The 15,181-nt window shown below is 66.1% G+C and carries 13 protein-coding genes; 7 read left to right on the forward strand and 6 right to left on the reverse strand.

The features are described from left to right. A partial coding sequence (locus DBR10_RS19645; protein WP_233243230.1) for an ATP-binding cassette domain-containing protein occupies nucleotides 1-1,069 on the forward strand: 1,069 nt, incomplete at its 5' end. A gap of 56 nt (nucleotides 1,070-1,125) precedes the next feature. On the opposite strand, the gene DBR10_RS03235 is transcribed toward DBR10_RS19645, so the two are convergent. After that, entirely contained in the window at nucleotides 1,126-2,049 is a 924-nt protein-coding gene (locus DBR10_RS03235; protein ID WP_108504394.1) for a hypothetical protein, read from the reverse strand. A 174-nt stretch (nucleotides 2,050-2,223) separates the two neighbouring features. Here DBR10_RS03235 and DBR10_RS03240 point away from each other — a divergent pair, with 174 nt between their 5' ends. Beyond that, nucleotides 2,224-2,841, forward strand: a complete 618-nt coding sequence (locus DBR10_RS03240) for a glutathione S-transferase family protein (RefSeq protein ID WP_108489793.1) — start codon at nucleotides 2,224-2,226, stop codon at nucleotides 2,839-2,841. A gap of 10 nt (nucleotides 2,842-2,851) precedes the next feature. Here the strand turns inward: DBR10_RS03240 and DBR10_RS03245 are convergent, their stop codons facing one another. The 3 genes from DBR10_RS03245 to DBR10_RS03255 are packed head-to-tail and all read right to left on the reverse strand — an operon-like array spanning nucleotide 2,852 to nucleotide 5,584. Beyond that, nucleotides 2,852-3,727, reverse strand: a complete 876-nt coding sequence (locus DBR10_RS03245; protein WP_108504393.1) for a hypothetical protein — start codon at nucleotides 3,725-3,727, stop codon at nucleotides 2,852-2,854. Further along, on the reverse strand, nucleotides 3,728-4,528 hold the full coding sequence (locus tag DBR10_RS03250; RefSeq protein ID WP_108490586.1) for a hypothetical protein: 801 nt from the start codon (nucleotides 4,526-4,528) through the stop codon (nucleotides 3,728-3,730). A 57-nt stretch (nucleotides 4,529-4,585) separates the two neighbouring features. Beyond that, on the reverse strand, nucleotides 4,586-5,584 hold the full coding sequence (locus tag DBR10_RS03255) for a hypothetical protein (RefSeq protein WP_108504392.1): 999 nt from the start codon (nucleotides 5,582-5,584) through the stop codon (nucleotides 4,586-4,588). A 97-nt stretch (nucleotides 5,585-5,681) separates the two neighbouring features. On the opposite strand from DBR10_RS03255, the gene trmFO reads away from it, so the two are divergent. After that, on the forward strand, nucleotides 5,682-7,091 hold the full coding sequence (trmFO, locus tag DBR10_RS03260; RefSeq protein ID WP_108504391.1) for a methylenetetrahydrofolate--tRNA-(uracil(54)-C(5))-methyltransferase (FADH(2)-oxidizing) TrmFO: 1,410 nt from the start codon (nucleotides 5,682-5,684) through the stop codon (nucleotides 7,089-7,091). A gap of 174 nt (nucleotides 7,092-7,265) precedes the next feature. Continuing rightward, nucleotides 7,266-10,655: a TonB-dependent receptor gene (locus DBR10_RS03265; protein WP_108504390.1), complete on the forward strand. Its 3,390-nt coding sequence runs from the start codon at nucleotides 7,266-7,268 to the stop codon at nucleotides 10,653-10,655. 39 nt (nucleotides 10,656-10,694) lie between these two features. Here DBR10_RS03265 and DBR10_RS03270 read toward each other — a convergent pair whose 3' ends face one another. Then, the gene (locus DBR10_RS03270; RefSeq protein WP_108490406.1) at nucleotides 10,695-11,495 is read right to left on the reverse strand and encodes a DUF1365 domain-containing protein; all 801 of its coding nucleotides are present in this window, start codon (nucleotides 11,493-11,495) and stop codon (nucleotides 10,695-10,697) included. Continuing rightward, the gene (locus DBR10_RS03275) at nucleotides 11,492-12,832 is read right to left on the reverse strand and encodes an NAD(P)/FAD-dependent oxidoreductase (protein WP_199223482.1); all 1,341 of its coding nucleotides are present in this window, start codon (nucleotides 12,830-12,832) and stop codon (nucleotides 11,492-11,494) included. Before DBR10_RS03275 ends, DBR10_RS03270 begins: the two co-directional genes overlap by 4 nt. A 158-nt stretch (nucleotides 12,833-12,990) precedes the next feature. Between DBR10_RS03275 and DBR10_RS03280 the strand changes: the two genes are divergently transcribed. The 3 genes from DBR10_RS03280 (at nucleotide 12,991) to DBR10_RS03290 (ending at nucleotide 15,079) form a co-directional block, all read left to right on the forward strand. Next, nucleotides 12,991-14,028, forward strand: a complete 1,038-nt coding sequence (locus DBR10_RS03280; RefSeq protein ID WP_108504388.1) for an SAM-dependent methyltransferase — start codon at nucleotides 12,991-12,993, stop codon at nucleotides 14,026-14,028. Between the two features lie 9 nt (nucleotides 14,029-14,037). After that, nucleotides 14,038-14,445 (forward strand): DUF2177 family protein, encoded by a 408-nt coding sequence (locus DBR10_RS03285; RefSeq protein ID WP_108504387.1) that lies wholly within the window; start codon nucleotides 14,038-14,040, stop codon nucleotides 14,443-14,445. A gap of 79 nt (nucleotides 14,446-14,524) precedes the next feature. Next, nucleotides 14,525-15,079 (forward strand): sigma-70 family RNA polymerase sigma factor, encoded by a 555-nt coding sequence (locus tag DBR10_RS03290; protein ID WP_108504386.1) that lies wholly within the window; start codon nucleotides 14,525-14,527, stop codon nucleotides 15,077-15,079. The last annotated feature ends 102 nt before the right edge of the window (nucleotides 15,080-15,181 follow it).

Raw genomic sequence — 15,181 nt, forward strand, 5'->3', positions numbered from 1 at the left:
CCCGATCAACAAAAAGAAGATGCTGCGGGTCATCGGGGCCACCGGCAACAACCTCAAGGGCGTGACCGGCGAGATCCCGGTCGGCACCTTCACCTGCATCACCGGCGTGTCCGGCGGTGGCAAGTCGACCTTCACCATCGAGACGCTCTACAAGGCCGCCGCCCGCCGTCTGAACAATGCCAGCGACGCCCCGGCCCCACATGAGCGCATCGAGGGGCTGGAGAACTTCGACAAGGTCATCGACATCGACCAGAGCCCGATCGGCCGCACCCCGCGCTCGAACCCGGCCACCTATACCGGGGCCTTCGGCCCGATCCGCGACTGGTTTGCCCAACTGCCGGAGAGCAAGGCCCGCGGCTATGGCCCGGGCCGCTTCAGCTTCAACGTCAAGGGCGGCCGCTGCGAGGCCTGTCAGGGCGACGGGCTGATCAAGATCGAGATGCACTTCCTGCCCGACGTCTACGTCACCTGCGACATCTGCAAGGGCAAACGCTACAACCGCGAAACCCTCGACATCCTGTTCAAGGGCAAGACCATCGCCGACGTGCTGGACATGACGGTGGAAGAGGCCGCCGACTTCTTCAAGGCGGTGCCGCCGATCCGCGACAAGATGGAGACGCTGAAACGCGTCGGTCTGACCTATATCAAGGTCGGCCAGCAGGCCACGACCCTGTCGGGCGGCGAGGCCCAGCGGGTCAAGCTGTCGAAGGAACTGTCCAAGCGCGCCACCGGTCGCACGCTCTACATCCTCGATGAGCCCACCACCGGCCTGCACTTCGAGGACACCAAGAAGCTGCTCGAAGTGCTGCATGAGCTGGTCGACCAGGGCAATACCGTGGTCGTCATCGAACACAATCTGGACGTGGTGAAGACCGCCGACTGGCTGCTGGACTTCGGCCCCGAAGGCGGCGACGGCGGCGGCGAGATCGTTGCCGTGGGCTCGCCTCAGGACGTGGCCAAGGTCGAGGCCTCATGGACCGGCCGCTATCTGAAGGAGGTGCTCGACCGCCACGAAGCGCGCCGCAAGGCGCGGGTGGCCGAGCTGAAGAAGAGCAAGAAGAGCGCCTGAGACCGGGAACCGCTGCCGCTCCCCCCGGCAAAAGCCGGAGGGAGCGAAGCTGAAGACTAGACGGCGGGTGCAGCGTCCTCGGTGGGTTCGCCTCGGCCGGACTTCAGGGCCTGATAGATCGTCGGCACCGGTGAGAACAGGATCAGGGTGGTCAGCACCGAGACCACGCCGGCAAAGGCGGCGCGAACCAGTCCGACCGGCGTGAAGAAGGCCTTGAGCGAGCTCATGTCGGGCTCGAACAGGCCGCCCAGGCCGGTGATGCCCCCCGAGACGATGGCCCCGACCGCCGCGATGATGGTCATGAACAGCAGATAGACGATCACCGACATGATGGCCGAAAGCAGGTAAGCCCCCAGCAGACCGCCGACATGGCCCTTGGTCATGGCCCAGGACGCGCGCACGGCGACCTTGCCCGTGTCAAACGTGATCGCCGAGGCGAGAGACAGCCGCACGGCGACATAGATCAACAGGCAGGCAAGACCGACGAACCCGATCAGGCCGAGCAGGCCCGCGACCACGCCCCCGGCGGCGAAGCCGATGGCCAACAGCACGCCGTAAGCCACGGCTGCGCAGAGATAGAGGCCCAGCAGCAGCAGATTGACCAGGATCAGCGTAATCCCCTGCTGCACCTCATCCTGGCCCAGACGCAGATAGGCCGAGCGATCATCGGCCGGCCGCTGGATCATGCGGTTCACCGCCGCCAGCATTACCGCATACAGCGCCACACTGTAGACGATCGACAGCAGCATGACCGGGGCCAGCCCCTTCATGATCCCCAGCACCGCGGCGGGCTCCGGATTGGTCTCGCTGCTCATCGCCATGAATTCAGCCAGCTGCGGCCCCGCCAGCTGGATGGTGAGCGCGCTGACCGACAGCGAAAGAACCGTCATGGCCGCAGCCCAGATGGCGACGGTCCTGGGATGCTCCCGCACCAGCCTGAAGCCCACGAACGCGGCATCTGAGGCAGAGAACTTGGACATGCAGGCCTCGAAACAAAGGAGTGTTCAGGAGCAACGCGTAACAAGCTTCGCGTCGCCGCGACAGGTCCCGGAGATAAATTCCACCACGCCACACCTCCAGCTTGCACAGCCTGCCCCAAACCCTAACATCTGTTTGAAAGCGGCCGGCAGCGTCGCACCAGAGGGAGGCCGATCATGAAGCTCTATGGCGAAGCCAATCCTGCGCCCAACCCGCGCCGCGTCAGGATCTTCCTGGCCGAAAAGGCCATCGATCTGCCGGAGATCCGCATCGGCATGCGGCAGGGCGGCCACAAGTCACCCGAACACAAGGCCCGCAACAGCCTGGGCCAGGTGCCGACCCTGGAGCTTGATGACGGCACCATGATCAGCGAGAGCGTCTCGATCTGCCGCTATCTGGAAGGCCTGCACCCGACCCCGCCGCTGTTCGGGGCCACGCCGCTGGAGCAGGCCCAGGTCGACATGTGGATTCGCCGCATCGAGTTCCAGCTGATGACCCCGGTCGGCATGTTCTGGCGCCACGCCCATCCCCTGACGGCGGCGCTGCTGACCCAGTACAAGGACTTCGGCGAGTCCAACCGCGAAGCGGTGACCCGGGTCCTGCGCTGGCTGGACCGGGAGCTGTCGGAGGGTCGCGACTTCATCGCCGGCCCGACCTATTCCATGGCCGACATCGTGGCCCAGACCACGATCGACTTCGCGGCCTTCACCGGGCTGGAAATCCCGACGGACGACGCGCCGCACCTGACCGCCTGGCGCGACCGGGTCGGTACCCGGCCGAGCGCGGCGGCCTGAAGTCCGTGACCTAGCCCGACCTGCCCCTCGCCAGCTGGCCATAGGCGGCGGCGGGGGCCGCCGTGACGATCACCGCCTGCAGGGTCAGGAAGACCGGGGCCAGCAGAAGGTTAGCCAGCAGGGACAGGATCAGGCGCGGATTGACGCCGACGCTGCGCGGAACGTTGTCTTCAAGCCCGCCCCCGATCACGGCGACGACGATGCCCGACACCGTCGTCCCGAGGATCGAGACCCCGATACAGGCGACAATCACGATCACCACCATGGCCAGCAGGCGCCAGAACTGGCCGTGCGTCAGCAGCCAAGCGGCGCGCGGGTCGATATGCCCGGCGATAAAGGCATGGGGTGCCAGCAGCGACAGGCGGACGGCAACCCAGATCGACAGGCCGATCACCACAAGACCGCCGAGAAAGCCGACCCAGCCGCCGGCCGGCGTCCCGGCCAGCAGCGCCGTGGCCAGGGCGACGATACCGCCCGGAATCACCGTCACCATCAGCCCGGCCGCCAGGTGGATCAGGGACACCACCAGCAGCCGCAGGTCTTCGCGCCCCACCCGCAGATAGGCAAAGGCCCGCTGCTCGGGCTGCAGGACCGCCCGCATGATCGCTGCCGAGAGCATGGCCCCCAGCACCAGGGCCAGCACGATCAGCAGGATCATCACGCCCCCCAGCTGCGAGACCATGTCGAGGATCTCGCGGGGGTCGGCCGAGCCCGAGCGGAGGGCCAGGTCCGCCCGCTGCTTCTCGCCCAGCCCGACCTTGACCAGCAGGCCCAGCAGCGGAAGCATGACCAGCGAGAACACGGCCCAGGCCAGCACCACCAGGGGCTGGCGACGCATGATCCGGAACCCTTCGAGAGCAGCCCGGGTGGGCGAAAGCGAAGTCATCTAGGCGTCCAGCGTCTGCGAGGCGTCGGTCGGCCGACGCTGTCTGTAAATATGAACCAGGGCCCCGGTCCACACTGGGGCAAGATAGAAATAGACCGCAGCCGCAGAGCAGATCGCGACGACCGGCTCGAGCCCGCCATGGTCGGTGCCGCCCGCGAAGCGAAGACCCGCGCCCAGCAGGATCACCGGCAGGGCCAGCAGAAAGCCGGAAGCCAGGATCGGCGCGGCCAGTCCACGGGTCAGGGGAAAACTGCTCAGCACCCGGATGCCGGCCAGGTCCACCGTCGCCGCGCCGGCCAGCGACAGGCGGGCAGCCAGCCAGACGATAATAGCCAGGCTCAGCAGGGGGACGAGACCGACCACGAAACCCGCGACGCCGGACGCGGCCAGGGCATCCTGCCATCCGGCCGGCGAGAGGGCATCAAAACCCGGCAGGCTCATCCGCGCGACGCCCAGGGTCACCGCGGCGACCACCAGGGCCAGAACCGACAGGACGACAAACAGAAAGGCGGCGCACAGGAGTTGGGCGGCCATCAGGTGCCATTCTTCACGGCCCCACCGCAGCCCCTTCAAGCCGCTCGCACGCTCGAAGCGCCGGCGGTAAAGGGCTCCGGCTGCCAGACTCAGGGCGACCAGTTGCAGGACCGGGGCCAGAAGGGCTGCTGCGGGGGGCAGAAGGCGCGACACCGCCGCCAGGACCGTGGCGAGAACCAGCGCAGCCCAGCAGGCCTTGATCGCCGCGCCCAGGTCCGACAGGCCTGCCCGAACGGTCGCTCCGACCGCGACCGATCTCTGCGTCATGTTCCGATCCCCTTGAAAGCCTTCGCGACCTGCCGAGTCGCGAAGGCCGGGATCAGTTTACGACGCGGCGGCCGGGCTTGGCGAGCGCTCCTCACCGGTCTGGGGGGCAGATGTCAGGGCCCTATAGGCCGAGGCCCAGGGCGCGAAGATCACCGTCGACAGAACCGAGCCGACCACGACGCTGACCGCAACGGCCCCGGCTATCCACGGCCAGAGAATACCGACCAGAACCGCCGGGGGCTGACGGAAGAAGGCCTCGATCTGCTCGGGTTGAATTGGCTGGCCCGAATGGCCGACCATCCCGAACAGGCTTCCCAGCCCCACGGCCAGCAGGACGATGAGGAACAGCACCTCGACCCCCAGCAGGATCAGGACCAGCAGGACGGCCACGCCGAGCAACCGCCAGCCCTGGCCCCGGGTCAGGGTCCAGGATTCAAACAGCCGGAACTCGCCCTCGGCAAAGGTCATGGGCGCGGCCAGGGACAGCCGCAGGGCGACCCAGATCAACCCCGCCACGATGGCCAGAACGACGCCGGCGCTCATCAGGCCGAAGGCGACCGACGGTTGGCCGCCGCCCTGGCCGGAGGCGGCATAGCCGATCCCGATCAGGAGCGCTGCGCCCAGCACCGCCGCAAAGAAGACGATGAAGGCCAGAACGGTCTCGACCAGAAACAGCAGGGTCAGCCACAACTCACGGCCGCCGAGGCGCAGATAGGCAAAGCGGGAGTCGGCCGGCATCAGGACGGCCCGGAAGATCGCGGCGCAGATCAGGGCGCGCACGAGCGTGCCCCAGACCCAGCTGAACAGGTTGTAGCCCAGCATGCCCGACTGAAGGGCCATGATCTTCTGGACAGCGTCCGAGTCGGGGGCCGCGCCGCCCTGTCGGGCCATCGCGAAGGCCTCAATGAACTGCCCGCCCATCAGGGCGAAGAAGACGACCATCGGCACGATCATGAGCAGAGTCATTCCAATGCCCCAGGCCAGGACCGCCAGAGGCTTGCGCCCAACGATGCCGAAACCCGAACCCACGGCGGCCGTTACTGAAAACGAAGCCATTCGCATCCCCCTACCGCATCGCGCAGGACCACCGCGCTCCCGATGTCAGACTAGACACAGGTTTCGTCAGACCGCCACCAGAGGTATGAGGTCGCCCATGACCACACAGACCTCACATCTCGCCCCTGTTCACGTCATCGGCGGCGGCCTCGCCGGATCGGAAGCCGCCTGGCAGATTGCCCAGGCCGGTGTGCCCGTGATCCTGCATGAGATGCGCCGCGACGGCCCCGACCCAGTCCGCACGGACGCCCACCATACCGACGGTCTGGCCGAGATGGTCTGCTCCAACTCCTTCCGGTCCGACGACTGGGAGTACAATGCCGTCGGCCTGCTGCATGCCGAGATGCGCGCCTGCGATTCCCTGATTCTTTCGGCGGCCGACCAGCATCAGGTGCCGGCCGGCGGAGCCCTGGCCGTCGACCGCGACGGATTCTCCGCCGAGGTCACGCGCCGTCTCGCGGCCCATCCGCTGGTCACCATCGTGCGCGAGGAAATCGCCGGCCTGCCGCCGGAGGACTGGGACAGCGTGATCGTCGCCACCGGCCCCCTCACCTCGCCCGCCCTGGCCGACGCGATCCTCGACCTGTCCGGCGAGGGGCAGCTGTCCTTCTTCGACGCCATCGCGCCGATCATCCATCTCGACTCGATCGACATGGACATCGCCTGGCGCCAGTCGCGCTACGACAAGGAAGGTCCCGGCGGCGACGCCGCCGCCTACATCAACCTGCCGATGAACAAGGACCAGTACGAAGCCTTTATCGACGCACTGCTCGAAGGCCCGAAGGCCGAGTTCAAGGAGTGGGAGAACGTTCCCTATTTCGACGGCTGCCTGCCCATCGAGGTTATGGCCGAACGCGGCCGCGAAACCCTGCGCCATGGCCCGATGAAGCCCGTCGGCCTGACCAACCCGCGCGATCCGCTGGTCAAGTCCTACGCCATCGTCCAGCTGCGCCAGGACAATGCCCTGGGCACGCTATGGAACATGGTCGGTTTCCAGACCAAGCTTAAGCACGGAGCGCAGGCTGCGGTGTTCCGGATGATCCCGGGTCTGGCCAACGCCCAGTTCGCCCGGCTGGGTGGCCTGCATCGCAACACCTTCATCAACAGCCCCCGCCTGCTGGATCGCAACCTGCGCATGAAGGTCGCGCCGCGCCTGCGGTTCGCCGGCCAGGTCACCGGGGTCGAGGGCTATGTTGAGAGCGCCGCCATGGGCCTTCTGGCCGGTCGCTTCGCCGCCGCCGAGCGCAAGGGCGAAACGCTTGAGGCTCCGCCGGCGACCACGGCCCTCGGGGCCCTTATCAATCACGTTACCGCCGGGCACCTGGAAGGCGACAAGGGCTCGTTCCAGCCGATGAACATCAACTACGGCCTGCTGCCGCCCATGGACGCCCCAAAGACCGGCGAGGACGGGGTGAAGATTCCGCTCAAGGAACGGGGCCGGGCCAAGAAGCGCCTGATGAGTCTGCGCGCCCTGCGCGATCTCAGGGCCTGGCTCCCGCAAGCCTAGACCCGCCCTCCGTTTCGCTCCAGCCAAGCTTGTTGCCGAAAAGCCACCCAGTGCGGCAATGACACCGGTTTCTGTTGCAAATGACACCGGTAACAGTTAGCGATAACCGGAGTATCCGAAGGCGCGACCGTCCCAAAAGAGTCGCGCCTGCCGTGACCTGTTCGGGAGGGAACAATGAACGACCATCGCCAGAAGACCCGCGCGCGGACCCTGCTGGGCCAGGCGTCGCTGGGCGCACTCGTCATCGCATCGGCCCTGGTGGCCACTTCAGGCAGCGCAGCTGCACAGGCGGCTCCTGCGCCCGCCCCTGCGGCAGAGGCTGATCAGGTCGAAGAGATCGTCGTCACCGGCTATCGCGCGGCCCTGCAAAGCGCCCTGAACCTGAAGCGCACCTCGAATGTGATGGTCGATGCCATCAATGCCGAGGACATCGCCGACTTCCCGGACGCCAACCTGGCCGAATCCCTGCAGCGCCTTCCCGGCGTTTCGGTGGATCGCGAAAACGGCGAAGGCCGGACGATCACCGTCCGTGGTCTGGGCAGCGACTTCACCCGCGTCCGCCTGAACGGACTGGAAGCCCTCTCGACTGCCGGCCCCTCCATCGCCGGTGACGCCGCCAACCGCTCGCGGGGCTTCGACTTCAACACCTTCGCGTCGGAACTGTTCAACGCCCTGAAGGTCCAGAAGACCGCATCGGCCGAAACCGACGAAGGCTCGCTGGGAGCCACTGTCGATCTGGAAACCGGTCGCCCGCTGAACTTCAAGGGCCGTCGCCTCGCCCTGTCCCTGCAGGACGCCTATTATGAGAACGGCGGCACGCATTCACCGCGTGGTGCCGGCCTGATCTCCGATCGCTGGGAAACCAACTGGGGTGACTTCGGGGCCCTGTTCTCGGTCGCCTACAACAAGCGCAACCAGACCATCGACAGCTATCAGCGCCAGGCCGGCCAGTCTGAATACACCTATCGCGGTTCGACCTTCGCGACCACGGCCAACCCGGCCAGCGGCGCGTCGCGCCTGGCCCGTCAGGGCTTTGCGGCTCCGACCGGGACGGCCTGTAACGCCGGCGTCATCGTCGGCCTGAACATTACCAACGCCTCGTACTGCAACACCCTGATCGGTTCGAACCCGACGGCCTATGGCCTGATCAACAACCCGATCGGTTCGACCCTGACCAATACGGCCGGCGCGACGAACACGACGGCCGCTGGGCCGCTGTTGCGCATCCCTGCCCTGGCGACCCTGAACCAGCAAGACCTGGCCCAGGAGCGCCTCGGCCTGACCGGAGCCCTGCAGTGGCGCCCGACCAGCCGGACGACGATCAGCTATGACTGGGTCTATTCGGAACTGCAGCAGGACTCGGTCAACTACCAGGTCCAGACCGTCGGCCTGAACCGCAACAACACCGCCGCCGGCCTCAACACCGCGACGGCCTCCACCTCGGCCGCCACCAAGCGCGGTCTCTACAACACCTGCGTGTCGCAGACTGCCACGGCAATCCGCGATGCCATTGACTGCGGCGAGTCGATGAACGGCGGCGGCCTCGTGGCCGGTACACAGTTCAGCTTCAACCCCTTCAACCTCGAGCCCTACGACTACTATAACAGCCTCAGCTCGGTGGGCTACGTGTCCGACCCGCTGGGCCTGGGCATGCGCAACGCCTTCGTGGGTCGCCCGAGCGTTCGCCTGATCGATGCCGCCCTGTCGGCTTCCGGGGCCAATGCCGACTACCTGAAGCTGGGCAATGTCGACCTGCGCTCGGCGGCCGATGCGGCCTTCTTCACCACCTACTTCCGCCAGAACTCGCTGAAGATCGACCACGAGTTCACCGACAACTTCTCGATGACCGCCGTCTACGGAAAGTCGTCTTCGAAGAACAAGACCCAGGGCCTGCTGGCCGACTTCATCCGCCTGGACTCGGGTCAGGGCGTGACCGGCAACGACTATCTGGTCTATGACTCGCGGGGCGGTGGCGACATGCCCCTGCTGAACCTCGGCTTCGATGCGACCCAGACCTCGGCCTGGGACTTCGTGAAGGGCTATTCGGCCCTGCGCCACTTCCAGCGTTTCGTGAACAACGACTACGAGACCCTGCGCCTCGACTTCAAGTATGCGGCCGACGACAATCTGGACATCAAGTTCGGCGTCAGCCAGCGCGAGTACGGCTTCTCGACCGCCGAGTATCGCCGTCTGACCGGCGAAACCCTGAACCCCAGCCTGAAGGAAGCCGGCTCCAACGTCGCGGCCGTCAGCCGGGTGATCAACTGGGGCACCGGTCTGGACGTGCCGGCCGGAACCACCACCGCCTTCCTGGTTCCGGACCTGCAGAAGATGGTCGATCTTTTCAAGTTCGACTGTAACTGCATCAACAAGTACGGCGACTGGCGCCTGTCCTATCTGGCCAGCGCGGCCAACCGCTACTCGGTCCTCGAAAAGGACACCGGGGCCTATGTGCAGTTCGACTACAATACCGAACTGTTCGGCCGCCCCCTGCGCGGCAATGTCGGCACCCGCTATGCGGTCACCGAAGTGCAGTCGGACGGCCTGACCAACACCTCGCGTCCGATCTCGGGCGAGAACAAGTACACCGACCTGCTGCCGTCGCTGAACGCGGCCTATGAGCTGACCGACGACATGATCGTGCGTTTCGGCGCAGCCAAGGTCATGGCACGGCCGCTGCTGGGCAACCTGGCCCCGAACGTCACGGCCATCAGCGTTCCGACCAACGGCGGCACGGTCGGCGGTTCGCTGACCGTCGGCAACCCGAAGCTGGACCCGTTCCGCGCCGTGAACATGGACCTGAGCTTCGAGTGGTACTTCGCGCCCGGAGCCCTGGTTTCGGTGGCGGTGTTCGACAAGGACATCTCCAGCTTCCCGCAGACCCTGATCAACTCGGCCAGCCTGAGCTCCTTCCTGGATGCGGACGGCATCAAGGCGCTGCGTGACTCCCAGACCAACGTCAACGCCCTGGCCTATATCGATGCGGACAACCCCTTCGACGTGCGCCAGTTCGGCAATGCGCCGGGCGGTTACATCCGCGGTATCGAGTTCAACTACCAGCAGGACCTGACCTTCCTGCCCTGGTACTTCAAGAACCTGGGCGTGCAGTTCAACGCCACGCACCTGGAGTCGGAACTCGAGTACATCGTCACCCCGGCCAATTCGCGCCTGGGCACGAAGGCGGTCACCGCCAAGGGTCCGTTCACCGGGGCCTCGCCGGACGCCTTCAACTTCACGGTCTATTACGAGGTCGAGAAGTTCAGCGCGCGGGTCTCGACGGCCTATCGTACCGAGTACCGGACGACCTACCCGATCGCCACCGGCACCTGCGACCCGGGCTTCTGCGACTCGCCGCTGGTCAATGACTTCCTCGGCAACGACAGCACCTTCAACGTCGATGCCTCGGCGACCTACAAGTTCAACAAGGCCATCACGCTGACGCTTGAGGCCCTGAACCTGACCGACCAGACGGAAAACCGCTGGGCCTATCAGGACGATCCGGTCGTCACCCGCTATGCGGCGGTCGGTCGCTCGTTCTTCGCCGGCATCCGCTTCGTCTACTGACGACGGCGGTCCCGGTGACCTGAACCAGGCGGCGTGGGCTCAGCCCGCGCCGCCTTTTTCGTGCGCGTCGCCCAGCGCCGGACGCAGCAGCTTCCGCGTCGCTCGGGGCTGCGGAAAGAACCGGAACCCCTTGAGCACGATCTTCACCGCCTCCCAGTGGATGGCGGCCATCACGCCGATCACCTGCCAGGGATGGCTGAACACGGCCTGCATAAGGCTGGCATCGGTCAGCGGCCGGCGCGCGCCCTCGAAATTGGCCGCCAGCAGCAAGCCGTCCTCGTCGTGCACATCAACCCCGACCAGGACCCTCTCGCCGGGCTCGGCGACCTCGAAGGCATAGCGCAGGTCCATCGGCAGGAAGGGCGAGACATAGAAGGCCTTGTTGCAGCCCTGCGCCACCCAGCCGCTGCGAGTACCGTTGACCGGCAGGACATAGTCATGGCGTTGGCCGAACGTGTTGCGCACCGCATAGACGATCGCCGCCAGACGACCTGCAGCGTCGCGGCAGAAATAGACGGTCAGGGGATTGAACGCGTGGCCGAACACGCGCGGCATGCACAGCACGGAGATCGAGGGGGCAGGCAGGTCGATCCCGTGCGCCGCAAGGCTGGCCTCGATCGCCGGGCGGATCTGAGCGCCCGACTCGTCGAGATGATCGCGGTCGAAAAAAGACAGGATATTGAACCGGTTGCGGGAAAACCGTTTCAGCCTCCGATCCAGTCCCTCCAGATCGTCGAGGTCCAGCAACAGCATGAAGACGCGATAGCGCAGGCTGTGCCGGCGCGGCCGGGCCCGCTGGTGGGTCACCGTGCCGACATAGAGGCCGGACTTGCCCGTCACGCGACCCTCGCCTGCGGATCGGTCACGCTGTCCGCGTCCAGAAAGATCCGGCCAGAGGGGTCCGGCGTAAGCCACGGCCTGTGCACGCCGCCCAGTTGCTCGGCCACGGCGAGCCCGGCCTGGAGACCGTCCTCATGGAAGCCGGATCCGAAATAGGCCCCGCAGAACCATGTCCGGTGGGTGCCCTGCAGCGACCACAGCCGACGCTGGGCCTGCATGGCCGCACCGTCGAACAGCGGATGCTCATAGACCTGGTCATGCAGAGTCTCCCCTACCGCCGGATCCTGACCCGGATTGAGCGACAGGAAGAACGGGTCCTGACTGGTCAGGGGCTGCAGGCGGTTCATCCAGTAGGTGACGCCGCCCTCCCCGGCCCCGGCCCGCAGACCGACATGGTTCCAGCTGGCCCAGGCCGTCTTGCGGCGTGGCATCAAGGCCTTGTCGCGATGCAGAACGGCCCGGTTGCGGCTGTAGCGGAAAGCGCCGAGCAGCGTCGACTCGGCCGCGGAGGGTCGTGACAGCATGGCCAGGGCCTGGTCGGCATGGGCGGCGATCACCACCTGGTCGAAGCGCCGCGACTGACCGGTAGCGTCCTCGATCGTCACCCCGTCGGGCCCGCGCGCGATGTGGCGGACCGGGCGTTGCAGCAGCGTCTCGCCCTTGAAGTCCGCCGCAAGCCGCGAAACATAGGACCGGCTGCCGCCGACCACGGTGCGCCAGATCGGCCGCTTGTCGATCGGCAGCATCAGGCCGTGATTGTCGAAGAAGCGCAGCAGGGCGGCGGCCGGAAACTCGCGAATGTCCTGTATGGACGCCGACCAGATGGCAGCGGCCTGGGGCAGAAGGTGGTCCTCTGCGAAGCCCTGGCCAAAGCCCTGCTGCCGCAGATAGTCGTCGAGCCGGCAGGGCCCCTCGTCTTCCAGTCGCGCCAGGTCACGCGTCCCGTTCCTGTAGAAGCGGGTCACGTCGAGCAGCATCTTCAGAAAGCGCGGGTTCAGGGCATTGCGCTTCTGGGCCAGCAGGGCGTTGCTGCTGTACTCAAGCGCGCCATGGTCCAGCGAAACCCCGAACGACATGTCACTGTCGACCGTCGGCACGTCCAGATGCCGGAACAGAGCCACCAGATTGGGATAGTTCAGCTCGTTGTAGACGATGAAGCCCGTGTCCACGGCAACGCCGTCGATCTCGACCGTGTTGGCATGGCCGCCGAGCCGGTCGTCCGCCTCGTAGAGGGTGACGTCATGCCGGCGCGAGAGGAGCCAGGCGGCGGACAGGCCGGAAATCCCTGAGCCGACGACGGCGATGCTCTGACGGGGCGTGGAGGGCGACGCGGGCAATGAAGGCTCCCTGGGCAACGGCTGATCGATGCGGACCCTTCAGCTACGGAGCCAGACGGCGTTTGGACGCGTTGCGCATCCAGAGGTTCCGGCCGTGCGTAGCTTGGCAAATTTAGCGCGCGCCTTGCGGATAGGCCTGACGTGAAGAAAGGATGCCCATGAGTCTGGTCAAGGCCGCGATCCACGCGTTTGAAGATGCCCCGATCCCCGACATCGTCTCGCGGGCGGCCATCCATTTTCTGGTCAGCGATGCCCGCCGCCGCCTTGCCTCGGCGACTCCGGAAGTCTCGGCCAGTTTTGCCCGCGAGATGACGGCCCATCCGATTGCGGCTCACACTGACGCGGCCAATGCCCAGCACTACGAACTGCCGGCGGCCTTCTTCGAGGCCGTGCTCGGCCCCAATCTGAAATACTCAAGCGGCCTCTATCCGCCCGGTGCCGTAACCCTGGCAGACGGCGAGGTCGCCGCCCTGACGGAAACCGAAGCCCACGCCGACCTGCAGGACGGCCAGGCGGTCCTTGAACTGGGCTGCGGCTGGGGCTCGCTGTCGCTGTGGATGGCCGCAAGGTTCCCCAACTCGACCATCACCTCGGTCTCGAATTCGGCGTCGCAGCGGGCTTTTATCGAGGCCCGGGCCGCTGAGCGCGGACTCGGGAACCTGACGGTCATCACCGCCGACATGAACGACTTCGCGACCGATCAACGCTTTGACCGCGTGGTATCGGTCGAGATGTTCGAGCACATGTCCAACTGGCGCGCCCTGCTGACCCGGGTCCGGACCTGGCTTGAGCCGGACGGCCTGCTGTTCATCCACATCTTTACCCATCGCAACGCCCCCTACCGGTTCGATGTCGATGATCCCGCCGACTGGATCGCCCAGTACTTCTTCACCGGCGGCGTGATGCCCAGCCACGACCTGCTGGCCCAGTTCCCGGACCTTTTCAAGGTCGAGCAGGACTGGCGCTGGAGCGGATCCCATTATGCCCGCACCGCCGAGCAGTGGCTGGAGAACTTCGACGCCAACCGCGCCACCATCGATCCGGTTCTGGACGACGTCTATGGCAAGACCGCCACGGTCTGGCGCCGCCGCTGGCGGCTGTTTTTCCTGGCCACGTCCGGCCTGTTCGGTCATCGGGGTGGCGAGGAATGGGGCGTCAGCCACTATCGCCTGCGCCCCGTCGCGCAATCTGTCTGAGGACTGACAATGCAACGTAACCTGTACGGCTACCTGGCCAGCGCCGGGGCCTTCCTGGCCATGGACATCGTCTGGCTGACCCTGATGGCCCCCCGCCTGTACCGGCCCCGGATCGGCGAGCTGATGGCAGACCAGGTCAACTTCGTGGCCGCTGTGGTCTTCTACCTGATCTACATCTTCGCGATCCTCTATCTGGCCGTGTTGCCGGCCATGCGCGAGAACAGCTGGAAACGCCTGCTGCTGAATGCGGCCGCCTTCGGCTTCTGCGCCTATGCCACCTACGACCTGACCAACCAGGCCACCCTGAAGGTCTGGTCGACCACCGTCACTCTCGCCGACATGGCCTGGGGAACCCTGGTGACGACGGTTGCGGCCAGCGCCGGCTTCCTCGCCATGCGCGCTGCAACCCGACACTAGAGACACGTCTGGACGATTGCCTCTCCCGAAGCGGCATGCCACGGTCCGGCCGCCTGTAAGCTTGAGGAACGCCTGTTTGATGGATGCCGATTCCAGCCGCGCCCTGCTGACGCGCGCCATCGCACGCGTCGCCAACCGGGACTCCGATGCCCTGAAATACGTCTATCGTCACACCTCGGCGAAACTGTTTGGGGTCTGCCTCCGTATCTTGAATGACCGCGAGGAGGCGGAAGACGTGCTGCAGGATGTCTATCTGAGCGTCTGGAACAAGGCCGACCGCTTTGATCCCGAAAAGGCCAGCCCGATCACCTGGCTGGTGTCCATGGCCCGCAACCGGTCGATCGACAAGCTGCGGGCGCGCGGCGGTCGGGTCATGGCCGGGGTCGACGAGGCCGAAGCCCTGCCTGACGCCTCTCCCCTGGCGTCGAGCCTGATCGAGGCTGACGAGGACCGTCAGCGTCTGGACGGCTGCCTGAACCAGCTGGACCCCAAACATGCCGGAGCGGTGCGGACCGCCTTCTTCGAGGGGGTTACCTATGACACCCTCGCCCAGCGGATCGGCGTACCCCTGGGCACCATGAAAAGCTGGATCCGTCGCAGCCTGCTCAGCCTACGCGCGTGTCTTGAAGCATGACCGATACCGAAACCCCCATGCGTGACGAAGACCGCCCCCTGGCCGGCGAATATGTGCTGGGCGTTCTGGATTCCGAGGAGCGCGCCGAAGCGCAGCGTCGTA

The organism is Caulobacter sp. HMWF025, from assembly GCF_003060965.1.
Classification (GTDB): Bacteria; Pseudomonadota; Alphaproteobacteria; order Caulobacterales; family Caulobacteraceae; genus Caulobacter.

Bases quoted from the DNA above. Each gene is read 5' to 3' on its own strand.
- DBR10_RS03240 (WP_108489793.1), top strand. From the start codon at position 2,224: ATGAAGCTCTATGGCGAAGCCAATCCTGCGCCCAACCCGCGCCGCGTC.
- DBR10_RS03285 (WP_108504387.1), top strand. From the start codon at position 14,038: ATGCAACGTAACCTGTACGGCTACCTGGCCAGCGCCGGGGCCTTCCTG.
- DBR10_RS03290 (WP_108504386.1), top strand. From the start codon at position 14,525: ATGGATGCCGATTCCAGCCGCGCCCTGCTGACGCGCGCCATCGCACGC.
- trmFO (WP_108504391.1), top strand. From the start codon at position 5,682: ATGACCACACAGACCTCACATCTCGCCCCTGTTCACGTCATCGGCGGC.
- DBR10_RS03235 (WP_108504394.1), bottom strand. From the start codon at position 2,049: ATGTCCAAGTTCTCTGCCTCAGATGCCGCGTTCGTGGGCTTCAGGCTG.
- DBR10_RS03255 (WP_108504392.1), bottom strand. From the start codon at position 5,584: ATGGCTTCGTTTTCAGTAACGGCCGCCGTGGGTTCGGGTTTCGGCATC.
- DBR10_RS03250 (WP_108490586.1), bottom strand. From the start codon at position 4,528: ATGACGCAGAGATCGGTCGCGGTCGGAGCGACCGTTCGGGCAGGCCTG.
- DBR10_RS03280 (WP_108504388.1), top strand. From the start codon at position 12,991: ATGAGTCTGGTCAAGGCCGCGATCCACGCGTTTGAAGATGCCCCGATC.
- DBR10_RS03245 (WP_108504393.1), bottom strand. From the start codon at position 3,727: ATGACTTCGCTTTCGCCCACCCGGGCTGCTCTCGAAGGGTTCCGGATC.
- DBR10_RS03265 (WP_108504390.1), top strand. From the start codon at position 7,266: ATGAACGACCATCGCCAGAAGACCCGCGCGCGGACCCTGCTGGGCCAG.